At 66.4% G+C, this 19789-nt stretch carries 19 protein-coding genes; 7 read left to right on the top strand and 12 right to left on the bottom strand.

Features of this window, described 5'->3' with window-relative positions; all coding sequences use genetic code 11:
• Positions 1–7 precede the first annotated feature (7 nt).
• From BLW05_RS15790 to BLW05_RS15780, 3 genes are read left to right on the top strand one after another with little or no spacing between them, the layout of a single operon-like run.
• Complete coding sequence (locus tag BLW05_RS15790; RefSeq protein ID WP_371126945.1) at positions 8–2224, top strand: ABC transporter permease; 2217 nt, start codon at positions 8–10, stop codon at positions 2222–2224.
• Positions 2225–2237: 13 nt separating this feature from the next.
• Positions 2238–3284 (top strand): ABC transporter ATP-binding protein, encoded by a 1047-nt coding sequence (locus tag BLW05_RS15785; RefSeq protein ID WP_093163920.1) that lies wholly within the window; start codon positions 2238–2240, stop codon positions 3282–3284.
• Positions 3281–3943: an HAD family hydrolase gene (locus tag BLW05_RS15780; protein WP_093163918.1), complete on the top strand. Its 663-nt coding sequence runs from the start codon at positions 3281–3283 to the stop codon at positions 3941–3943. Before BLW05_RS15785 ends, BLW05_RS15780 begins: the two co-directional genes overlap by 4 nt.
• Here the strand turns inward: BLW05_RS15780 and BLW05_RS15775 are convergent.
• On the bottom strand, positions 3889–4560 hold the full coding sequence (locus BLW05_RS15775) for a lipocalin family protein (protein WP_093163916.1): 672 nt from the start codon (positions 4558–4560) through the stop codon (positions 3889–3891). The two genes, BLW05_RS15780 and BLW05_RS15775, sit on opposite strands and share 55 nt — an antisense overlap.
• Before the next feature lie 114 nt (positions 4561–4674).
• Between BLW05_RS15775 and tal the strand changes: the two genes are divergently transcribed.
• From tal to BLW05_RS15760, 3 genes are all read left to right on the top strand, one after another.
• Positions 4675–5622, top strand: a complete 948-nt coding sequence (gene tal, locus BLW05_RS15770) for a transaldolase (RefSeq protein WP_093163914.1) — start codon at positions 4675–4677, stop codon at positions 5620–5622.
• Positions 5623–5624: 2 nt separating this feature from the next.
• Positions 5625–7199, top strand: coding sequence for a glucose-6-phosphate isomerase (gene pgi, locus BLW05_RS15765; protein ID WP_093164089.1), 1575 nt, complete (start codon positions 5625–5627; stop codon positions 7197–7199).
• Between the two features lie 81 nt (positions 7200–7280).
• Positions 7281–7637 carry a DUF805 domain-containing protein gene (locus BLW05_RS15760; protein WP_093163913.1) on the top strand — a complete coding sequence of 119 codons (357 nt, stop codon included), beginning with the start codon at positions 7281–7283 and terminating at the stop codon, positions 7635–7637.
• A gap of 3 nt (positions 7638–7640) precedes the next feature.
• Here BLW05_RS15760 and msrA read toward each other — a convergent pair whose 3' ends face one another.
• From msrA to BLW05_RS15710, 11 genes are all read right to left on the bottom strand, one after another.
• On the bottom strand, positions 7641–8378 hold the full coding sequence (gene msrA / locus BLW05_RS15755; RefSeq protein ID WP_093163911.1) for a peptide-methionine (S)-S-oxide reductase MsrA: 738 nt from the start codon (positions 8376–8378) through the stop codon (positions 7641–7643).
• Positions 8379–8489: 111 nt separating this feature from the next.
• On the bottom strand, positions 8490–10139 hold the full coding sequence (gene groL / locus BLW05_RS15750) for a chaperonin GroEL (protein ID WP_093163910.1): 1650 nt from the start codon (positions 10137–10139) through the stop codon (positions 8490–8492).
• Positions 10140–10187: 48 nt separating this feature from the next.
• The gene (gene groES / locus BLW05_RS15745) at positions 10188–10478 is read right to left on the bottom strand and encodes a co-chaperone GroES (protein WP_093163908.1); all 291 of its coding nucleotides are present in this window, start codon (positions 10476–10478) and stop codon (positions 10188–10190) included.
• A 175-nt stretch (positions 10479–10653) separates the two neighbouring features.
• On the bottom strand, positions 10654–11064 hold the full coding sequence (locus tag BLW05_RS15740) for an FHA domain-containing protein (RefSeq protein WP_093163907.1): 411 nt from the start codon (positions 11062–11064) through the stop codon (positions 10654–10656).
• 125 nt (positions 11065–11189) lie between these two features.
• A complete protein-coding gene (locus tag BLW05_RS15735; RefSeq protein WP_143044834.1) occupies positions 11190–11585 on the bottom strand; it encodes a hypothetical protein in 396 nt (131 codons plus the stop codon).
• A 14-nt stretch (positions 11586–11599) separates the two neighbouring features.
• Entirely contained in the window at positions 11600–11764 is a 165-nt protein-coding gene (locus tag BLW05_RS35950; protein WP_177142667.1) for a hypothetical protein, read from the bottom strand.
• A 116-nt stretch (positions 11765–11880) separates the two neighbouring features.
• Positions 11881–12270, bottom strand: a complete 390-nt coding sequence (locus tag BLW05_RS15730; RefSeq protein ID WP_093163904.1) for a hypothetical protein — start codon at positions 12268–12270, stop codon at positions 11881–11883.
• A gap of 85 nt (positions 12271–12355) precedes the next feature.
• Complete coding sequence (locus BLW05_RS15725; protein WP_093163902.1) at positions 12356–12988, bottom strand: response regulator; 633 nt, start codon at positions 12986–12988, stop codon at positions 12356–12358.
• Positions 12989–13094: 106 nt separating this feature from the next.
• Positions 13095–14750 (bottom strand): phosphoglucomutase (alpha-D-glucose-1,6-bisphosphate-dependent), encoded by a 1656-nt coding sequence (gene pgm / locus BLW05_RS15720; RefSeq protein ID WP_093163900.1) that lies wholly within the window; start codon positions 14748–14750, stop codon positions 13095–13097.
• A gap of 22 nt (positions 14751–14772) precedes the next feature.
• Entirely contained in the window at positions 14773–15804 is a 1032-nt protein-coding gene (gnd, locus tag BLW05_RS15715) for a phosphogluconate dehydrogenase (NAD(+)-dependent, decarboxylating) (protein WP_093163899.1), read from the bottom strand.
• 86 nt (positions 15805–15890) lie between these two features.
• On the bottom strand, positions 15891–17489 hold the full coding sequence (locus BLW05_RS15710; RefSeq protein WP_093163898.1) for a phospholipase D family protein: 1599 nt from the start codon (positions 17487–17489) through the stop codon (positions 15891–15893).
• 182 nt (positions 17490–17671) lie between these two features.
• Here BLW05_RS15710 and BLW05_RS15705 point away from each other — a divergent pair, with 182 nt between their 5' ends.
• Complete coding sequence (locus BLW05_RS15705; protein ID WP_093163897.1) at positions 17672–19783, top strand: TonB-dependent receptor; 2112 nt, start codon at positions 17672–17674, stop codon at positions 19781–19783.
• Positions 19784–19789: the final 6 nt, after the last annotated feature.

Raw genomic sequence — 19789 nt, 5'->3', positions numbered from 1 at the left:
GTCGTCGATCTCGCAAGGGCGGCGCAGCCCCAATCGATCGATCTGGACCTGCATCGTCGCGGGCCTGGTCGGGTACCTCGCATTGCCGTGGTATGCGATCCAGGACACCGCGTGGTACGAGACGATCCCGCAGGTGTTCGGCGACGGCGAAGCCGCCAATGGCGTGATGCAGGCGGCGTTCCAGGGGCGCAGCTGGCTCTACATCGGGCTCATCGGGCTGGGCTTGTGCCTGTTCGGTGCCTTGCTGCGCGCCGGGCGCGCGCAGGGGCGCCTGCTGTTCATCGGCGGCGCGGTGGGGAGCATCGGCCTCGCGTTGAGCGGCTTTCTGATTGGCGCGAAGGGCTGGTCGCTCGCGATCCTCAACACGCAGCTCGGCGAGCTGCCGGTCAACCAGTTCGGCATGGGCGCGGGCGGGTTCGTGGCGTTCTCCGCGTTGGTGCTGCTCGCGGCGTTCGGGATCGCGCGCCTGGGCTTTTTCAAGGGCGATCTGTTCGTTGCGGGCGCGGTGATCGCGTCCGGTGTGCTGATGGCGGTGTTCATCGCCTACCCGGTGAGCAAGGCGTTGGCCGGGGCCTTTCTCGATGAGGATGGGCGCTGGTCATCCGCTGCATTCCTTGCGCGCATTGCCACGGAGCGGGTCTGGGGGCTGGGCTGCCTCTCGGGCGGGGTTCGCTGCGGCGTGGCATGGAACACGCTGGTGCTCGCACTGCTCACCGCGGCGGGCACGACCTTTCTCGGCACGCTGATGGCGCTGATGGCCGAGCGTGGCAGCCGGCGCTGGCAGGCGCCCTTGCGCGTGCTCGCGCTGCTGCCGATCATCACGCCGCCGTTCGTGGTCGGCCTGGGACTGATCCTGCTGTTCGGCCGTGCGGGCGTGGTCAACCAGGTGCTCGAGAGCGCCTTCGGCATCGAGCCCACGCGCTGGTTCTACGGCATGTCGGGCGTGCTGGTCGCCCAGCTCTTCGCCTTCACGCCGATCGCCTTCATGATCATGCGCGGCGTGGTGCAGGGTGTTGCTCCGAGCCTTGAGGAGGCGGCGCTGATGCTGCGCGCGGACCGTCGCCGCGCCTTCTTCACGATCACGCTGCCGCTCATCAAGCCGGGGCTCGCGAATGCGTTCCTCGTCGGCTTCATCGAAAGCATCGCGGACTTCGGCAACCCGATCGTGGTCGGCGGGCAGTTCTCGGTGCTGTCGACGGACATCTTCTTCGCGATCGTCGGTGCGCAGTACGACCAGGGTCGCGCCGCTTCGCTGGCGTGGGTGCTGACGATCTTCGCGCTTGCGGTGTTCGCGCTCCAGCGCGGGCTGCTCGGCCGGCGCAGCTACACCACGGTGAGCGGCAAGGGCGATGCCGGCATCGCAATGCCGCTGCCGGACGGCGTGCGGCGCGCGATCTACTGCATCGCCTTGCCGTGGATCCTGTTCACGGTGGTGGTCTATCTGTTCGCCTTCGCGGGCGGCTTCGTGCAGACCTGGGGGCGCGACTACACCCTCACGCTCAATCACTTCAGGACGGCGTTCGCGCTCGAATGGGGCCAGTTCGGCGTGGTGTGGGCGGGCACCGCATGGAATTCGCTGATCACGACGGTCAAGCTCGCGGGCATTTCCGCGCCGCTCACCGCGGGGCTCGGCTTGCTGATTGCATGGCTGCTTGCGCGCAACGAGTTCCGGGGGCAGGGCGCCTTCGAGTTCGCGGCGCTGCTGGCCTTCGCGATTCCGGGCACGGTGCTCGGCGTGAGCTACATCCTCGCGTTCAACGTGCCGCCGCTGGAGCTTACCGGCACCGGGCTCATCATCGTGCTGTGCTTCCTGTTCCGGAACCTGCCGGTCGGCGTGCGTGCGGGCACCGCTGCGTTCAAGCAGATCGACCGCTCGCTCGACGAGGCATCGCTGATGCTGCGCGCGTCGACCTCGCAGACGCTGTTCAAGGTCGTGCTGCCGCTCTTGAAGCCCGCGTTGGTGGCGGCGCTGGTCTACAGCTTCGTGCGCGCGATGACGACGGTGAGCGCGGTGATCTTCCTGGTCACGGCCGAGAACGAGCTCGCCACCACCTACATCATCGGCCGCGTCGGTAACGGCGACTACGGCGTCGCGCTCGCGTACTGCACGGTGCTCATGATCCTGATGGCGGTGGCCATCGTGATCGTGCAGCTGCTCGTCGGCGAGAGAAAGCTGGGCCGCCGCAAGGCCGATGCGCCAGCGCTCGTTCCGGTCGCGGCCTGAAACGAGGGAAACCATGAGCAACGGCATCGAATTCCGCAACGTCACCAAGCGCTACGGCAAGAACGCGAACGCGCCGCTCGCGGTCAAGGGCATCAGCTTCGAGGTGCCGGCCGGCACGCTGACCACGATCCTCGGCCCTTCGGGATGCGGAAAGACCACCACGTTGCGGATGATCGCAGGGCTGGAGTCGCCGACCTCGGGAACGATCATCATGGGCGGACGCGACGTCACCGACCTCGGGCCTTCCGAGCGCAACGTGAGCATGATGTTCCAGAGCTACGCGCTGTTCCCGCACATGAACGTGATCGAGAACGTCAGCTATGGCCTGCGGATGAGCGGCGTGCGAAAGGACGAGGCGCGTGCCCGGGCGCGCGATGCGCTGAAGGGCGTCGGGCTGGTCGATTTCGACGAACGGCTGCCGAGCGAGCTCTCCGGCGGGCAGCAGCAGCGCGTGGCGCTGGCGCGTGCGTTGGTGCTGGAGCCCGCGGTGCTGCTGTTCGACGAACCCCTGTCCAACCTCGACGCGCGCCTGCGCCGCGAGATGCGCGAGGAAATCCGCAACCTGCAGCAACGCCTGCAGCTCACGGTGGCCTACGTCACGCATGACCAGAGCGAGGCTCTGGCGGTCAGCGACCAGATCATCGTGATGGACCATGGCGTGATCGCCCAGCGCGGCACGCCCGAGCAGCTCTATGGCAATCCGGAAAGCGAGTTCGTCGCGGGCTTCATGGGCGAGGCGATGGTGTTCCCGGCGCTCGCCCATCCCGACGGGCGGGTGCAGATGGGGCCGCTGACGCTCACGCCGCGCCATGCGGTCGCACCGGGCATCGTCAAGGTCGCGGTGCGGCCGGAAGCCTGGTACATCGGTGCGGCGGTGGGCCTGCCGGCGACGGTGCGCAAGGCGTCCTTTCTCGGCAACTTCTACGAGTATGCTTTCGACACCGCGCTCGGCTCGGTGTTCGTCGTGTCCACCGACCTCGTGCATCCGCTTGCCGCGGGCGCGCAGACCCATCTGTCCCTGACCCATCACGGCGTGTCCATCGTGCCCGTTGCCCTATGAATGTCGTCTTCGACCTCGGTGCCGTTCTTCTGGCCTGGGAGCCGGTGGCGCTGGTGCAGATGCACTTCGAGGCGCACGCGCCCACGGCGGACGCGGCGCACGCACTGGCGACGCAGATGTTCCATCACGAGGACTGGCTCGGCTTCGATCGCGGCACGCACTCGCTCGACGACGCGATCGGCCGGATGGCCCTGCGTCTTTCCCTGCCGAGCGAGCGGCTCAGCGAGGTGCTCGAGCCCATGGGCGAGAGGCTGGAGCCCATCGGAGTCACGATGGACCTGCTTGCGAAGCTGCGTGATCGGCGCGATGCCGGCGAAGACCTGCGCCTCTACTACCTCTCGAACATGCCGGAGCCGTATGCGCGGGTGCTCGAATATCGCCATGCCTTCTTCGCGTGGTTCGATGGCGGCATCTTTTCCGGCGACGTGAAGATGATGAAGCCGCAGCGCGGCATCTACGACCTGCTTGCCCAGCGCTATGGGCTCGAGGCTTCGGAGACCGTCTTCATCGACGATTCCGCCGCCAACGTCGAAGCCGCGCGCCAGCTGGGCTGGAAGGCGATCCACTGCGTGCGACCGAGCCAGCTGCCTGTGCAACTGGCGGCCTATTTGCCGGTCAGCACCACCTTGTCGACATCGAAGCCAAGCGTGCGGGCGTAGTCGAGTTCCGCGTCGAGCGCGGCCGCGTCAAGCACCGGCACGCGCGACAGGACCCACAGGTACCTGCGGTCGGGCGTGCCCACCAGCGCGACCTGGTAGTCGCGATCGAGCTTGAGGATCCAGTAGTCGCCCCATACGGCGGGCAGCCATGCCAGCCAGTCGGGCGCGAATCGCACCTCGAGCCGGCCCGCGCCCGGCTGGCCCGGGACGTTCACCACACGGGCAACGCCGATCGATTCGTCGAGCCGTCCATCGTCGGCGAGGCAACGGTTGCGCACCTGCACGTTGCCATCGTCCAGCAAGGTGTATTCGGCGGTCACCGGACCGGCGCATTGGCGCTCGAACCGGTTGGGCAGGCGCGCCTGCTCGTGCCACAGTCCCGCGTAGCGCCTGAGATCGACCGGCGCGACCACCTGGAGCGGTGCACGCATCAGCGGTGCGCCATCCGCCGGGCCGACGATCGCGCCGTTGCGTGCGCTGCGCGTGGTGGAAAGCGCCAGGAGCGTCAGCGCGCCCCCGACGCAGAAGGCCGTGGCCAGCGTCCCGATCGAGGCACTGACGGCGCGATCATCGAATGCGGCTGCGGGCGGCGGTGCCCGGCGAGTGCGAAGACCCATGGAGATCCTCCTGAGAGACGGTCGGTAGGACAGACAAGATTAGTGACCCGCGGTACGGGCCGGCGTCAGCCGGGGACCACACGAGCTGTAGTTTTGCGGCGGGATAATGGCCTGATGAACCAACTCGATACCCTCCGTCAATGGACCACCGTGGTAGCCGACACCGGTGATTTCCGCCAGCTCGCCCAGTTCAAGCCGCGCGATGCGACGACCAATCCGTCGCTCATCCTGAAAGCGGTGCAGAAGCCGGAGTACCGGCCACTGCTCGACGAAGCGGTCCGCCAGCATGACGGAAAGCCGATCGACGAGGTCATCGACCGCCTGCTGGTGCGCTTCGGCACCGAGATCCTCTCGATCATTCCCGGCCGCGTCTCCACCGAGGTGGATGCCCGGTTGAGCTTCGACACCGAGGCCACCATCGCCCGTGCGGAGCGCATCGTGGCTTTGTACCGCGCCGAGGGCATCGACGTCGAGAAGCGTCTGCTGATCAAGATCGCCTCCACCTGGGAGGGCATCGAGGCGGCGCGCCGGCTCGAGCAGAAGGGCATCCACTGCAACCTGACGCTGCTGTTCTCGTTCGCCCAGGCGGTGGCTTGCGGGGCGGCCGGCGCACAGCTCATCTCGCCCTTCGTCGGCCGCATCTACGACTGGTACAAGAAGTCGGCCGGCAGCAGCTGGAACGAGGCGGAGAACGCCGGCGCCAACGATCCGGGCGTGAACTCCGTTCGCGCGATCTTCGACTACTACAAGAAGCACGGCATCCGGACCGAGGTCATGGGTGCGAGCTTCCGCAACGTGGGCCAGATCGCGGCCCTCGCCGGCTGCGACCTGCTGACCATCAGCCCCGAACTGCTCGCGGAACTCGCCGCCAGCGAATCGCCGCTCGCGCATGCCCTGGATGCGGAAGCCGCAAAGCGTGAGGACATTCCGAAGGTTGTCCTGGACGAGCCGGCATTCCGCTACGCGCTGAACGAGGATGCCATGGCCACCGAGAAGCTCGCAGAAGGCATCCGTGCCTTCGCCGCCGACGCGGTGAAGCTCGAGAAACTCATGGGAGCCTGATGATGCAATGCACCCGCGGGGACAGAACGGCCGCCTGGGCTTCGCTGCGGGCGCACTACGACGCGAGCGGCAAGGATTTCGATTTGCGCCGGGCCTTTGCGGAGGATCCGAAGCGTTTCGGCGCACTGAGCCAGTCGGCGCCCCATGTCTTCGCGGATCTGTCGAAGAACCTGATCGATGCCCGCACCGAGGCGTTGCTCATGGCGCTGGCCCGCGAGACGGGACTGGAAGCGCATCGGGACGCGATGTTCGCGGGCGAGCACATCAACACCACTGAAAACCGCGCGGTGCTCCATACGCTCCTGCGAACGCCGCCGGGCGCCGCGGTGGATGCGAGCCTGGCGTCGGCATTCAACGATGTGCAGGCCACGATGACCGCGATGCTGGCCTTCGCCGAAGAGGTGCGCGCGGACCATACGATCACCGACGTGGTCAACATCGGCATCGGCGGTTCCGACCTCGGACCGCAGATGGCGGTGCTGGCGCTCGAGGCCGATGTCGCGCGAGGCAAGCGCTTCCACTTCGTCTCCAACGTCGACGGCCATGAACTCGATGGGGTGCTGCGCGGCCTGGCGCCGGAGCACACGCTGTTCCTGATCGCCTCAAAGACCTTCACCACCGCCGAGACGATGGCGAATGCGCGTTCGGCCAAGCGCTGGTTCGAACAGTCGGGCAGTGTCGATATCGCGCGCCATTTCGCGGCGCTCACCACCAACGTCGAGGCCGCGCGCGAGTTCGGCATCGAGACCACCTTCGGCTTCTGGGACTGGGTCGGCGGGCGCTATTCGCTGTGGTCTTCGATCGGCTTGCCCATTGCGCTGGCGATCGGTGCGGAAGGGTTCAGGCGGCTGCTGGCCGGCGCCCGTGCAATGGACGAGCACTTCCTCACCGCGCCGCTCGAACAGAACCTGCCGGTGCGCCTGGGCCTGCTCGACGTCTGGTATCGCGACTTCCATCGCTTCACGAGTCGCTGCATCGCGCCGTATCACAGTTCGTTGCGGCGGCTGCCGGCCTACCTGCAGCAGCTCGAAATGGAGAGCAACGGCAAGCAGGTGGACATGGACGGCAAGCCGGTGTCGTTCGGTACGTCGCCGGTCCTTTGGGGCGAGCCGGGCACCAATGGGCAGCATGCCTACTTCCAGATGCTGCACCAGGGCACGGACGTGATTCCGCTGGAGTTCATCGCGGTGCGCGATGCAGCCCATGACCTCGAAGGCCACCATCCCAAGCTGCTGGCGAATGCGCTCGCGCAGGCGCAGGCGCTGATGGTCGGGCAGGTGGATGCCGGCGGGCAGGTGGATGCCGGCGGGCACAGGAACTTCCCGGGCAACCGGCCCAGCAGCTTCTTCGTGTTCGAGAAGCTGACGCCGGAATCGCTGGGGGCCTTCATCGCCCTGTACGAGCACCGCGTGTTCACGAGCGGTTCGGTGTGGGGCATCAACAGCTTCGACCAATGGGGCGTAGAGCTCGGCAAGGTGCTGGCCAGGGACATCGAGCCGAGGCTTGCGTCCGGCAATGCCGAGGGTCTGGACGCGTCCACCGCGGGGCTGCTTCAGAGGTTGCGACCGCATCGTTGACGGTCGTCATCGGTATTCGCAGCACTGCTCGATATGATGGCCGCGGGGTTGTCCCGTGGGAATCATCGAGAGGAGTTGCTCATGAACTTTCAACAGGCCGTCCAGACCTGCTTTCGCAAGTACGTCGACTTTTCCGGCCGCGCCTCGCGGCCCGAGTACTGGTGGTTCGTCCTGGCCTACGTGATCCTGTCCTTCGTCGCCCGCTTCATCAACGACTACCTCTACCTGCTCGTGGTCCTTGCCTTCCTGCTGCCGCTGCTGGCAGCGGGCGCGCGGCGTCTCCATGACGTCGGCAAGTCCGCGTGGCTGCTGCTGATCGGGCTGATCCCTGTCGTCGGCGGCCTGGTGCTCCTCTACTTCACGGTGCAGCCGAGCCAGACCGAGTCCAACGCCTATGGGCCGCCGCCGCCGCCGCAGCCGCAGCCGGCAGGCGTTTGAACGTCACGCGCCGGCACCCACCAGCACCGGCTTCGCGCGATAGCGATCCGCAAACACCCGTTTGAGGTTGTCGACCTTCGGCAGGTCGTTGTACGAGATGTACGGGTGGTCCGGGTGGCGGGTCATGAAGTCCTGGTGATAGGCCTCCGCCGGGTAGAAAGTCTTGAGCGGTTCGACCGTGGTGGCGATCTTCCTGCCGAAGACCTTCGCGCCGTCGAGCTGCACGATGTAGGCCTTTGCGATACGAGCCTGCTCGGGGTTCGTCGGGAAGATCGTCGAGCGGTACTGCATGCCGACGTCCGGCCCTTGCCGGTTCAGCTCGGTCGGATCGTGGGCGACCGAGAAGTAGATCTGCAGGATCCGCCCGTAGCTGATCTGCTTCGGATCGAAGGTGATGCGGACCGACTCCGCATGGCCCGTGTTGCCCATGCCGACCATGTCGTAGTGCGCGGTACCGGCGTCGCCGCCGGCATAGCCCGAGACCGCGCTGGTGACGCCGTCGACGTGCTGGAACACGCCCTGCACGCCCCAGAAACAGCCTCCGGCAAGGATGGCTGTCTCCGATGCCGGTGCATTGGCCGCGACCGGGTCGTCCGCGGGCGGCGGGAGTACGACCGCCTTTTCGCCTGCCAGCGCGGCGCCTGAAGGGCAGAGCGCGAGCGAGACGGCAAGCGCCAGCGCGAGGAGCGCCGGGCGGCGCGAGATGGTGGCCGAGGCGCGGGATTCGATGTGTGTGTTCATCGTCTGTCTCCTGAGCGCCCAGTGTGAGGGCTTTTCGCAATCCGTGCGGACGAAAAAAAACCTCGCGGCTTTCGCTGCGAGGTTTTTCGTTGGCTGGAAGCCGGGCGTGAATTACATGCCCATGCCGCCCATGCCACCCATGCCGCCCATGTCGGGCATGCCGCCGCCGGCAGCTTCTTCCTTCGGTGCGTCGGCGACCATGGCTTCGGTCGTCAGCAGCAGGGCAGACACGGAGGCCGCGTTCTGCAGGGCCGTGCGGGTCACCTTGGTCGGGTCCAGGATGCCGAGCTCGAGCATGTCGCCATAGCTGTCGTTCTGGGCATTGAAGCCGTAGTTGCCCTTGCCGGCCAACACAGCGTTCACGACCACCGAGGCTTCGCCGCCGGCGTTGTTCACGATTTCGCGCAGGGGTGCTTCGATGGCCTTGAGCACCAGCTTGATGCCGGCGTCCTGGTCAGCGTTGTCGCCCTTGAGCTTGTCGCCCACGGCTTGCTTGGCGCGCAGCAGGGCCACGCCACCACCGGCAACCACGCCTTCTTCCACTGCAGCGCGGGTGGCGTGCAGGGCGTCTTCGACGCGCGCCTTCTTTTCCTTCATTTCGACTTCGGTGGCAGCGCCGACCTTGATCACGGCCACGCCGCCAGCCAGCTTGGCCACGCGCTCTTGGAGCTTTTCGCGGTCGTAGTCGGAGGTGGCTTCTTCGATCTGCACGCGCACTTGCTTCACGCGGGCTTCGATGTCGCCAGCAGCGCCCGAACCGTCGATGATGATCGTGTTTTCCTTGCCCACTTCGATGCGCTTGGCCTGGCCGAGGTCGGCCAGCGTCACCTTCTCGAGGGTGAGGCCCACTTCTTCGGCGATGACCTTGCCACCCGTCAGGATGGCGATGTCTTCCAGCATGGCCTTGCGGCGGTCGCCGAAGCCCGGTGCCTTGACGGCCACGACCTTCAGGATGCCGCGGATCGTGTTCACGACCAGCGTCGCCAGGGCTTCGCCTTCGACTTCTTCGGCAATGATCAGCAGCGGACGGCCTGCCTTGGCCACTTGCTCCAGCGTGGGCAGCAGGTCGCGGATGTTGCTGATCTTCTTGTCGAACAGCAGCACGAACGGGTTGTCCAGGATCGCGCTTTGCTTTTCGGGGTTGTTGATGAAGTAGGGCGACAGGTAGCCGCGGTCGAACTGCATGCCTTCGACGACGTCGAGTTCGCTGTCGAGCGACTTGCCGTCTTCCACGGTGATCACGCCTTCCTTGCCGACCTTGTCCATCGCGTCAGCGATGAGCTTGCCGATGGTTTCGTCGCTGTTGGCCGAGATCGAGCCGACTTGCGCGATTTCCTTCGAGGTCGTCGTGGCCTTGGAAGCCTTCTTCAGCTCGGCGACGAGGGCGGTGACCGCCTTGTCGATGCCGCGCTTCAGGTCCATCGGGTTCATGCCGGCGGCGACCAGCTTGAAGCCTTCGCGAACGATGGCTTGTGCCAGCACGGTCGCGGTGGTGGTGCCGTCACCGGCGTTGTCCGAAGTCTTGGAAGCCACTTCCTTCACGAGCTGGGCGCCCATGTTCTGGAGCTTGTCCTTGAGTTCGATTTCCTTGGCGACCGACACGCCGTCCTTGGTCACGGTGGGGGCGCCGAAGGAGCGCTCGAGCACCACGTTGCGGCCCTTGGGACCGAGGGTGACCTTGACTGCGTTGGCGAGGATGTTCACGCCTTCGACCATGCGCGCGCGGGCTTCGCCGCCGAAGACTACGTCTTTTGCTGCCATGTGATTTCTCCGAGATTCAGTTTGTGTGAGGGATGAAGGTGCGAAGGATTACTTCTCGACGACTGCGAACAGGTCGTCTTCCTTCATGACAAGGAGTTCGTCGCCGTCGACCTTGACGGTCTGGCCGCTGTACTTGCCGAAGAGGACGCGGTCGCCGACCTTGACGCTCATCGCCGAGATGTCGCCCTTGTCGTTCTTCTTGCCCGGGCCGACGGCCAGGACTTCGCCTTGATCGGGCTTCTCGGCCGCGTTGTCGGGGATCACGATGCCCGAGGCGGTCTTGGTTTCGCTTTCAATGCGCTTGACGATCACGCGATCGGCCAAAGGACGAAGTTTCATTGCATCTCCTGATAAGAAACGGGGGTTTGTTTCGGCGCAAGCACCAGGCCTGCGCCGCATCGTGGAGAGCGCTGTTGTTAGCACTCAACTCCAACGAGTGCTAATCATAAGGGCGTTTTGTGACGTTTCAAGGCCGGCGCGGCCCGGTCCTCGGTGAGCGCGACGATTTCTTGAATCAGGGTTTACCCGGGGCTGTGATCAGCGGTTCTGGCGCGGTCGGATCGTCTTCCAGTTCCAGATGCAGCAGCAGTCGCGGTTCGGTGGAGACCCGCTCGGCTTCGACATGACTGAATTCCTGGTCGCCCGACACGAAGCGCATTTCGTAGCTGCCGAGCTTGATCGTGTCGTCGTGGACGAGCAGCTGGCTTTCGATGCGGTGGTCGTTGACGAAGGTTCCGTTGCGGCTGCCCAGGTCCCGGATGGTGACGAACGCCGGCTCGACCGTGATGACGGCATGGGCGCGGCTCGCCTGCGGGGAATCGATGACGATGTCGTTCTTGGGCCCGCGGCCGATGGTGTTCTCGTCGGGCCTGAGCGTGATTTGAGTGGTTTCGCCGGAGACCGTCGTCAGCATCAATTGCGGCATGTCGGAATTCTGGATGGAAGTGCGCTAATTCTTTTTTCTCCCTTTTTTTTCTGCCGATGATTTCACAGCCGGGTCGCCAATGCACATGGTCGGCTATGTGGGCCCGGAAATCCGGGCGGCGCGCATCAGCCCGGCGTCCTGTGCCTGGGCCGCTTGAGGTAGGCGTCGCGCACGATCAGCGCCATGGTCTCGACCGGCGTGAAAACGAGCGAGGCGCCCGCGAACACGGCAAAGCAGAAGTCGCCGAACATGAAGATCGGCTGCGGGTCCGGCTGGGTCAGAAACGGGCTGAGCACGATCGCGTGGATGACGAAGAGCACCAGGTTGGTCACGACGGCCGCAACCAGCAGTCGGCTGCGGAACATCGCGGAACAGATCAACGCCTGCACGGTGGCGGCGGCCAGGAGCGCCATTCCCATCGGATACCCTGACGCGTAGCCTTGCAGCCCCATCGCTGCGATGAGGAGCGAGGCGGCGGCAAGCAATGCCGACTTGCGCCGCACCGAGGCCATGGCGGCCACTGGCCGCGGAGATCTCATCGGCGATGCGGCGCGCCGCGGATGGCGTCGGTGGACCGGACCAGCTGAAGCCGCAATTCCTGCGCCAGATCCGAACTGCTCCAGGGATTGGCATGGTTCACCAGCCAGCCGCACATCAGCACCATCCCGAGCACGCCCAGCGTGTAGAGGTCAGTTTCCATGATCCGCATCCCTCACGATTCCGATGCCCGCAGTCTGCTTTGCGCCGGCCGGATTGGAAATCGGCCAATCGACCGGTGTCGCCGCCCGAAGGCCTACAGCTTTCGTCATCGCCCGCTCATGCCTTTGCTGCCCCGCCTTTGCGAAGCGCCTTGGCGCGCTCCTTCTGGACCTCTTTCAGATGCTCGATCTGGGCGGGGCAGTCCGCCTGTGCGCCGATCAGCACCACGGGGTTGCGTCGCAGCGCGGTCACGGTCTTCTCGACTTGCACGGGGTCGCGATGGCGAGTGACGAGGCCGGCGGCCACCGCGGCTTTCGATTGCTTGTAGAAGGATTTCTCGAAAGCGGGGGTTCCGCAGCGGGCGGCGATCACGCGGTAGTCGGCTTCGAGCTGTTCGCTCGACTCTGCGGAGATGCCCGCCGCGCTCGTCGTCTGGGCATGTACGAGCCAGGGCCCGGCGGCAGCTGCCATCGAGAGGCACGAGACGAACAGGAAACGCACATTCATGAGAAACCCCGCATTCGCTGAAAAGCGCCTGCGGGGTGAGAGTGCGATGGGGCCACGGGAGTTGCAGTACCTGGCCGATCGATGCTCAGCTGATCAACTGGTTCTTGAGCGCGTAGTAGGTCAGGTCGCTGTTGGAGGTGAGGTTCATCTTCTCCATCAGCCGGCTGCGATAGGTGCTCACCGTCTTCACCGACAGCGAAAGCGCCTCCGCGATGCTGCCGGCGGTTTCGCCGGTCGCCAGCTTGAGGAAGACCTGGAATTCGCGCTCCGACAGCTGCTCGTGCGGCGCGGTGTCGCTGTTGCGGTCCAGCTGCCGCGCGAGCAGTTCGGCCACTGTCGGCGTGATGTAGCGGCGGCCGAGGGCGATGGTGCGGATCGCCTCCACGATCTCCATCGGATCGCACTCCTTGTTGAGGTAGCCGCTCGCGCCTTGCCGGATGAGGTTCATCGCGTAGTGCTCTTCCGGATAGCCGCTCAGGATCAGGATGCCGGTATCCGGCGCTTTGGCGCGGATCATCGCGATGGCGTCGATGCCGCTCTGGCCCGGCATGGACAGGTCCATGACGAGCACGTCGATTTCGTTGGATCGCACGAGGTCGATCGCTTCGCGCCCCGTGGCGGCTTCCCCGACGACGCGGAGATCGACATGCTGCGAGAAGAAGTCGCGCAGGCCCGTTCGCACGATGGCATGGTCATCCACGATACCGATCTTGATCATTGCTTTCCTCCAGTGGTGGCGCCCTGAGGATGCATCTGATCAGTCGCCCGCACGCGTCTGCCGCGACGCCGATCGCGCGTAGGAAAGTAACGACTCGTCCCGCAGGTCAGGAGGCGGGCGCGATCGCCGCATCGACGATGGCCTGCGCTTCGCCGAGGATGCGTTGCAGGTGGTCGGCGCTGCGGAAGCTTTCGCCGTAGATCTTGTAGATGTTCTCGGTTCCGGAGGGCCGCGCGGCGAACCAGCCGCCTTCGGAAATCACCTTGATCCCGCCGATCGCGCCGCCGTTGCCGGGCGCCTGGCTCAGCACGCCGGTGATCCTGTCGCCGGCGAGTTCGGTGGCCTGCAGCCGGTCGGGCGTGAGCGCGGCCAGCTGCTTCTTCTGCGGGATGGTGGCGGGTGCGTCGATCCGGTCGGAATAGGGGCGGCCGAATTCGGCGGCGAGATCGGCGTAGTGCGCGCCGGGGTCGCCGCCTGTGCGCGCGGTGATCTCGGCCGCGAGCAGCGCCGCCGTGATGCCGTCCTTGTCGGTGGTCCAGGCCGAGCCGTCGCGGCGCAGGAAAGTCGCGCCAGCGCTCTCCTCGCCGACGAAGCCGAGCGAGGCATCCAGCAGGCCATCCACGAACCACTTGAAGCCCACCGGAACTTCATACAGTCGGCGGCCGAGGCGCGCGGCCACGCGGTCGATGAGCGCGGTCGACACGGCCGTCTTTCCGACCGCAGCCTTCGCCGGCCACTGCGGACGGTGCTGGAAGAGATAGTCGATGGCCACCGACAGGTAGTGATTCGGCTGCATCAAGCCGGCGCTGCGGGTCACGATGCCGTGGCGGTCGTGGTCCGTGTCGCAGCCGAAGCCGACATCGAAGCGGTCCTTGATGTCGAGCAGGCCCTGCATCGCGAACGTGGAAGACGGGTCCATGCGGATCTGGCCGTCCCAGTCGAGCGTCATGAAGCCGAAGCGCGGGTCGACGGTCTCGTTGACCACGGTGAGGTCGATCTTGTAGCGGTCGGCGATGGCACCCCAATAGTGCACGCCGGCGCCGCCCATCGGATCGACGCCCATCCGGACCCCGGCGTCGCGGATCGCAGCCAGGTCGATCACGTGTTCGAGGTCGCCGACGTAGGCGTCGAGGTAGCTGTGCCGGTGGGTTGTCGGTGCGCGCAACGCGTCGGCATGCGGCATGCGCTTCACGCCGCCCAGCCGCCGTTCGAGATATCGATTGGCGGCGGACTCCACCCAGCCGGTGATGTCCTGCGCAGCCGGTCCGCCGTTGGGCGGGTTGTACTTGAAGCCGCCGTCGCGCGGCGGATTGTGCGAAGGCGTGACGACGATCCCGTCCGCAAGGCCGGACTGCCGGCCCCGGTTGTACGTGAGGATCGCGTGCGAGAGGGCGGGCGTCGGCGTGAACTCGTCGTTCGCCGCCAGCATGACATCGACGCCGTTCGCCGCCAGCACCTCGAGCGCGCTGTCGCCGGCGGGCCCGGAGAGCGCATGCGTGTCGATCCCGAGAAACAGCGGCCCGTCGATCGCATGCGCCTTGCGCCAGTCGCAGATCGCCTGCGTCATGGCGAGGACATGCCACGCGTTGAACGACAGTTCGAAGGACGTGCCGCGATGGCCCGAGGTGCCGAACGCCACGCGCTGCGACGGCACGGCCGGGTCCGGAATCCCGTCGTGATAGGCCGCGATGAGACGGTCGACGTCGATCAGGGTCTCGGGCGGTGCCGGCTTGCCGGCGAGGGGGTGGATTCGAGAGGCCATGCTGTGCTCCCTGTGTTCGAGATCAGTCTTCCGCCTTCGGTGGCTGCGGCTTCTCCGCGTGCCCGCCGAACTGATGCCGCAGCGCCGACAGCACGCGGTTCGAGAAGTCGGCTTGCCCGCGCGAGCTGAAGCGCGCGAAGACGGCGGCGCTCAGCACCGGCACCGGCACGCCTTCGTCGATCGCGGCCTGGACCGTCCAGCGACCTTCGCCCGAATCGGAGACGCGGCCGTGGAAGCCCTCGAGGCCCGGGTCGGCGATGAGCGCCGCCGCGGTCAGGTCGAGCAGCCACGAGCCGATCACGCTGCCGCGCCGCCACAGCTCGGTGATCTCGGCGAGATTCATGTCGTACTGGTAGAGCTCGGGTTCCCGCAGCGGCGAGGTCTCCGCATCGACGGCGCGCGACACCTTGCCGATGCCGGCGCTGCGCAGGATGTTGAGCCCCTCGGCGTAGGCGGCCATGATCCCGTACTCGATGCCGTTGTGGACCATCTTGACGAAGTGGCCCGCACCGTGCGGACCGCAATGCAGCCAGCCCTGGTCGGCGGTTCCGCTGCCCGGCGTGCGGCCGGGCGTCGGCAGGGCGTCGCCTGCGCCGGGGGCCAGCGTGGCGAAGAGCGGCGAGAGATGCTGCACGGTGTCGCCCTCGCCGCCGATCATCAAGCAGAAGCCTCGTTCGAAACCCGCGATGCCGCCGCTGGTGCCGACATCGACGTAGTGCAGCCCGGCGGCACGCAGCGTCGCGGCGCGCCGGATGTCGTCGCGGTAGTGCGAGTTGCCGCCGTCGATGACGATATCGCCCGCGTCGAGCATCGGCACCAGATCCGAAAGCGCAGTGTCGACCGCCGCGGCGGGCAGCATCAGCCAGATGGCGCGGGGCCGCGCGAGCTTCCGGGCGAATTCCTGCAGCGAGACGGCGCCGGTGGCGCCCTGTGCGGCGAGTCGTTCGATCGCGCTCGCCGCGTTGTCGTGCACGACGCAGTCATGACCGCCGCGCATCAGGCGGCTGGTCATGTTGGCGCCCATGCGTCCGAGTCCGATCATGCCGAGCTGCATCCGGTTGCTCCTGTGATTCGAAGGCGTCGAAGTGGAGGGCGATCATCTGCCCGGCGACGCGAAAAGTCGAGCGCGCCGCGCCTACGCTAGAGCAGATCGGTCGGCACGAACCACGAGAACAGCAGCAGCTTCAGCTGTACCAGCACATTGGCGTCCGGCTCCTGGTCGAGCACGATGTTCTCGCCATCGGTCGTGACCCACTGGATCGAATCGGTGCCCGGCCGCAGGCGGACTTCATAGACGCTTTCGACGTTGTCGATCTGGAAGGCGTCGAGCAGGCGATGCGCGACGTCGTAGCTGTCCAGGCGCACGCCGAGTTCGGTATTGAGATAGGCCGAGCGCGGATCGAAGTTCAGCGAACCGACGAGCGCCCATTCGCGATCGACCAGCGCGAGCTTGGCGTGGAGTGCGCCGCGAGACTCCCGGAAGACCTTGCGCAGGTTCAGGCTGCGCTTCATCTGCTCCGAGCTCACCTCGTAAAGGGACACGCCGAGCTTGAGCATCTCGACGCGGAAGCGGTTGTAGTTGATGTTGACCAGCGGCTCGTCGGTGTCGGCCAGCGAGTTCGTCGCCACCGTGATGCGGATGCCGCGTGCGCGCAGCCGCGCGATGCGTTCCATGCCCTCTTCGCCGGGGATGAAGTAGGGCGAGATGATGTTGATCTCGGACCGGGCCTCCTCGAACATCGCGCGCATGCGCTCGGCCACGGTCGGCGGGCGGTGCTGGCGGGGATCGTCGCCGTCGGTTGCGACCAGTGCCTTGTTGGGCGAATCCGCGATCGCGGTGGCCCGCGTCGGACTCAAGTCCAGCTTGCCTTGGGCGATGGCGGCGCTCACGGGCGGCTCGCCGAACATGTCGGATTCCGGCGTGACGGGCGGCAGCGGCGCCTCTGCAATGGACGTGATCGTGTCGAACTTGGCACGCAGCGCGTCGGGCGGCCTGGTGCTCTGGACGATGTCGTGCAGGGGGTAGACGACTTCGCTGTTCCAGTAGTTGTCGAAGATCGTCTGCAGGTCGGCGACGACCGGGCCGGCCAGCATCACGTCGAGGTCGATGAAGTTGGCGCCGCTCGCGCGCAGGAAATACTCGTCCGCGAGATTCCTGCCGCCCACGACCGCCAGTGCGCCGTCGGCGATGAACAGCTTGTTGTGCATCCGGTGGTTGAGGCGGCGGAAGTCGGCTGCGAAGTTCATCCAGCGCGTCGCGGTGTGCTCCCTGCCGGTCACGAACGGGTTGAACAGGCGGATCTCGACGTTCGGATGGGCCGCCAGGCCCAGCAGCATCGGATCGAGATTGGCGGTGTAGAAGTCGTCGAGCAGCAGCCGCACCCGCACGCCGCGCATGGCGGCATCGCGGAGTTCGCGCGCGATCAGCTTGCCGGTCTTGTCGTTGCCGATCAGGTAGTACTGCAGATCGAGCGACGACCGGGCGCGGCGGATCAGTGCAAGCCGTGCATCGAGCGCAAACGCAGCCTGCGGCAGCACCCGGGCGCCGGACAGGCCGTCAGGGTCGGTTCGGAACCCTGCGGTGAGTCGGCCCAGCTCGGTCGCCGGCGACGGCGGAAGGCCCGGTGCATACGGCGTGATCGTGCGCGGCGGGACGCTGGCGCATGCGGTGAGCAGGCACGCAAAGGCGAACGCGAGGCAGCGAAAGATCGGAAATAGCCGTAGAAAAAAGCGGGGCATGGCTCGCCGGAGGTTTGGCGCGGGGATCGTAGCTGGCCGGCAATAGGTCCACTCATCGCAACCACTTCTCGCTCGGCATTCCGGTCGGTGTCGGCATCTGGTTCGGATGGTGTCGGCGCTCGGCGCATTCCTAGGGTCAGTCCCCCCACCGCGACGCGGCGCGTCCCCGCAGAATCGCGGCGATGAAAAAAACCGTCGTCGCGTCGGCCTGTCTTCTGCTCGCAGCATCGCCCGGGGTCTGGGCGCAGGTCGCGGCGCCCACGCTGACCGAAGTCACCGTCACCACCCCGCGAGGTCCTGCGCCAGCCTTCGATGTGGCCGGATCGGTCGATCGGGTGGAGGGCGACGACATCCGCGACAGCCGACTCGGCGTCAATCTCTCCGAAGGCCTCGGGCCGGTGCCGGGACTGCAGATCCAGAACCGGCAGAACTACGCGCAGGACCTGCAGCTGTCGATCCGCGGCTTCGGTGCGCGTTCGACCTTCGGGGTGCGCGGTGTTCGGCTCTATGTCGACGGCATCCCCGCGACCATGCCGGACGGCCAGGGGCAGACCTCCAATATCGACATCGGCTCGCTCGATCGCGTCGAGGTGATGCGCGGGCCTTTCTCCGCCCTCTATGGCAACTCGTCGGGCGGCGTGGTTCAGTCGTTCACCGAGACCGGCGAGGGGCCGCCGCGGCTCGGCTTCTCGATGGCCGGGGGCAGCTTCGGCACCAGCCGCATCAGCTCGCAGGTGAGCGGATCGTCGGGCGCGGTGGACTACCTGCTGAGCGGCAGCCACTTCTCCACCGATGGCTATCGTGACCACAGCGAGGCGCAGCGCAACATCGTCAACGGCAAGATGGGCTTCTCGCTCGACGATGGCAGCCGGCTCACGCTGATCGCCAACAGCTTGAACATCAACGCGCAGGACCCGCTGGGGCTCACGGCCGACCAGTACGCCCTCAATCCGCGCAGCGCCGCGATCGCGACGCAATTCAACACCCGCAAGACCGTGGACCAGACGCAGGGCGGCCTGCTGTACGAGCGCCGCATCGATTCCGCGAACGCGCTGCGGCTGATGCTCTATACCGGCGAGCGCAAGACGACGCAGTTCCAGGCCATTCCGCCCTCGGCGCAGGTGAGCCCGACGAGCGCCGGCGGCGTGATCGGCCTCGACCGCGACTATGGCGGCGCCGACCTGCGATGGACCTCGCAGATGACGCTGGCCGATCGGCCCTTCGAGGTGGTCGCGGGCCTGGGCTACGACGACCTGCGCGAGCATCGCACCGGCTACGAGAACTACATCGGAAGCGTCGCCAACCCGATCCTCGGCGTGCAGGGCCGCCTTCGCCGCAACGAGATCAACAAGGTCTACAACGTCGACCCCTACGCGCAGGCCAACTGGAAGTTCGCCGACCAGTGGGCGCTCGAAGTCGGTGTGCGCCGCAGCAAGGTCGATTTCGATTCGCAGGACCACTACATCGTCGGTGCGAACCGGAACGACAGCGGGAGCGCCCGCTACGAAAAGACACTGCCGGTGGCATCGCTGCGCTACGAGGCCTCGCGCGATCTCGCGTTCTACACCTCGGTGGGCCGGGGCTTCGAGACGCCGACGCTGAACGAGCTTTCGTATCGGCCCGACGGCCAGGGCGGTCTGAACTTCGCGCTGCAGCCCGCCACCAACGACAGCGTCGAGGTGGGCGCCAAGGCGCGGCTCGCCGGCGGCCTGCTGACCGCCGCGGTGTTCGAAACCCGCACCGACGACGAGATCGTGACCGCCACCAACGTCGGCGGCCGCGCGACTTACCAGAATGCCGGCCGGACCAGGCGCGAAGGCTTCGAGCTGGCCTGGCAGCATGAAACCGAGAACCACTGGCGCACGCAGGTCGCCTACACCTGGCTCGACGCGCGCTACAGCGACCCGTTCTGCGGGACGCTGCCTTGCACCGCGAGCAGCTTCGTGCCGGGCGGCAACCGCATCCCCGGCATCGCGTCGCAGATGCTGTTCGCCTCCTACGGCTGGGTGCCGCCGGAAGGCTGGCGCGCCGGCACCGAACTGCGCGCCGCCTCCAATATCGAAGCCAATGATCGCAACACGGTCAGCGCGCCGGGCTATGGTGTGGTTGCGCTTTTCGCCGGCTACCTGAAGCGCTGGGATCGCTGGGAATTCAATGCCTTTGCGCGCGTCGACAACCTGTTCGACAAGCGCTACATCGGCTCGGTCATCGTCAACGAGGGCAATGCCCGCTACTTCGAGCCGGCGCCGGGGCGTAACTGGACGGTCGGGATGAGTGGGGCCTATCGTTTCTGAATTTCG

Origin of the sequence: Variovorax sp. YR216 (genome assembly GCF_900107745.1) — a bacterium.
In the GTDB taxonomy this organism is placed as follows: Bacteria; Pseudomonadota; Gammaproteobacteria; order Burkholderiales; family Burkholderiaceae_C; genus Variovorax.
Note: the sequence above shows the minus strand (reverse complement) of the source record. Positions and strands in the feature narration are given on the sequence as shown.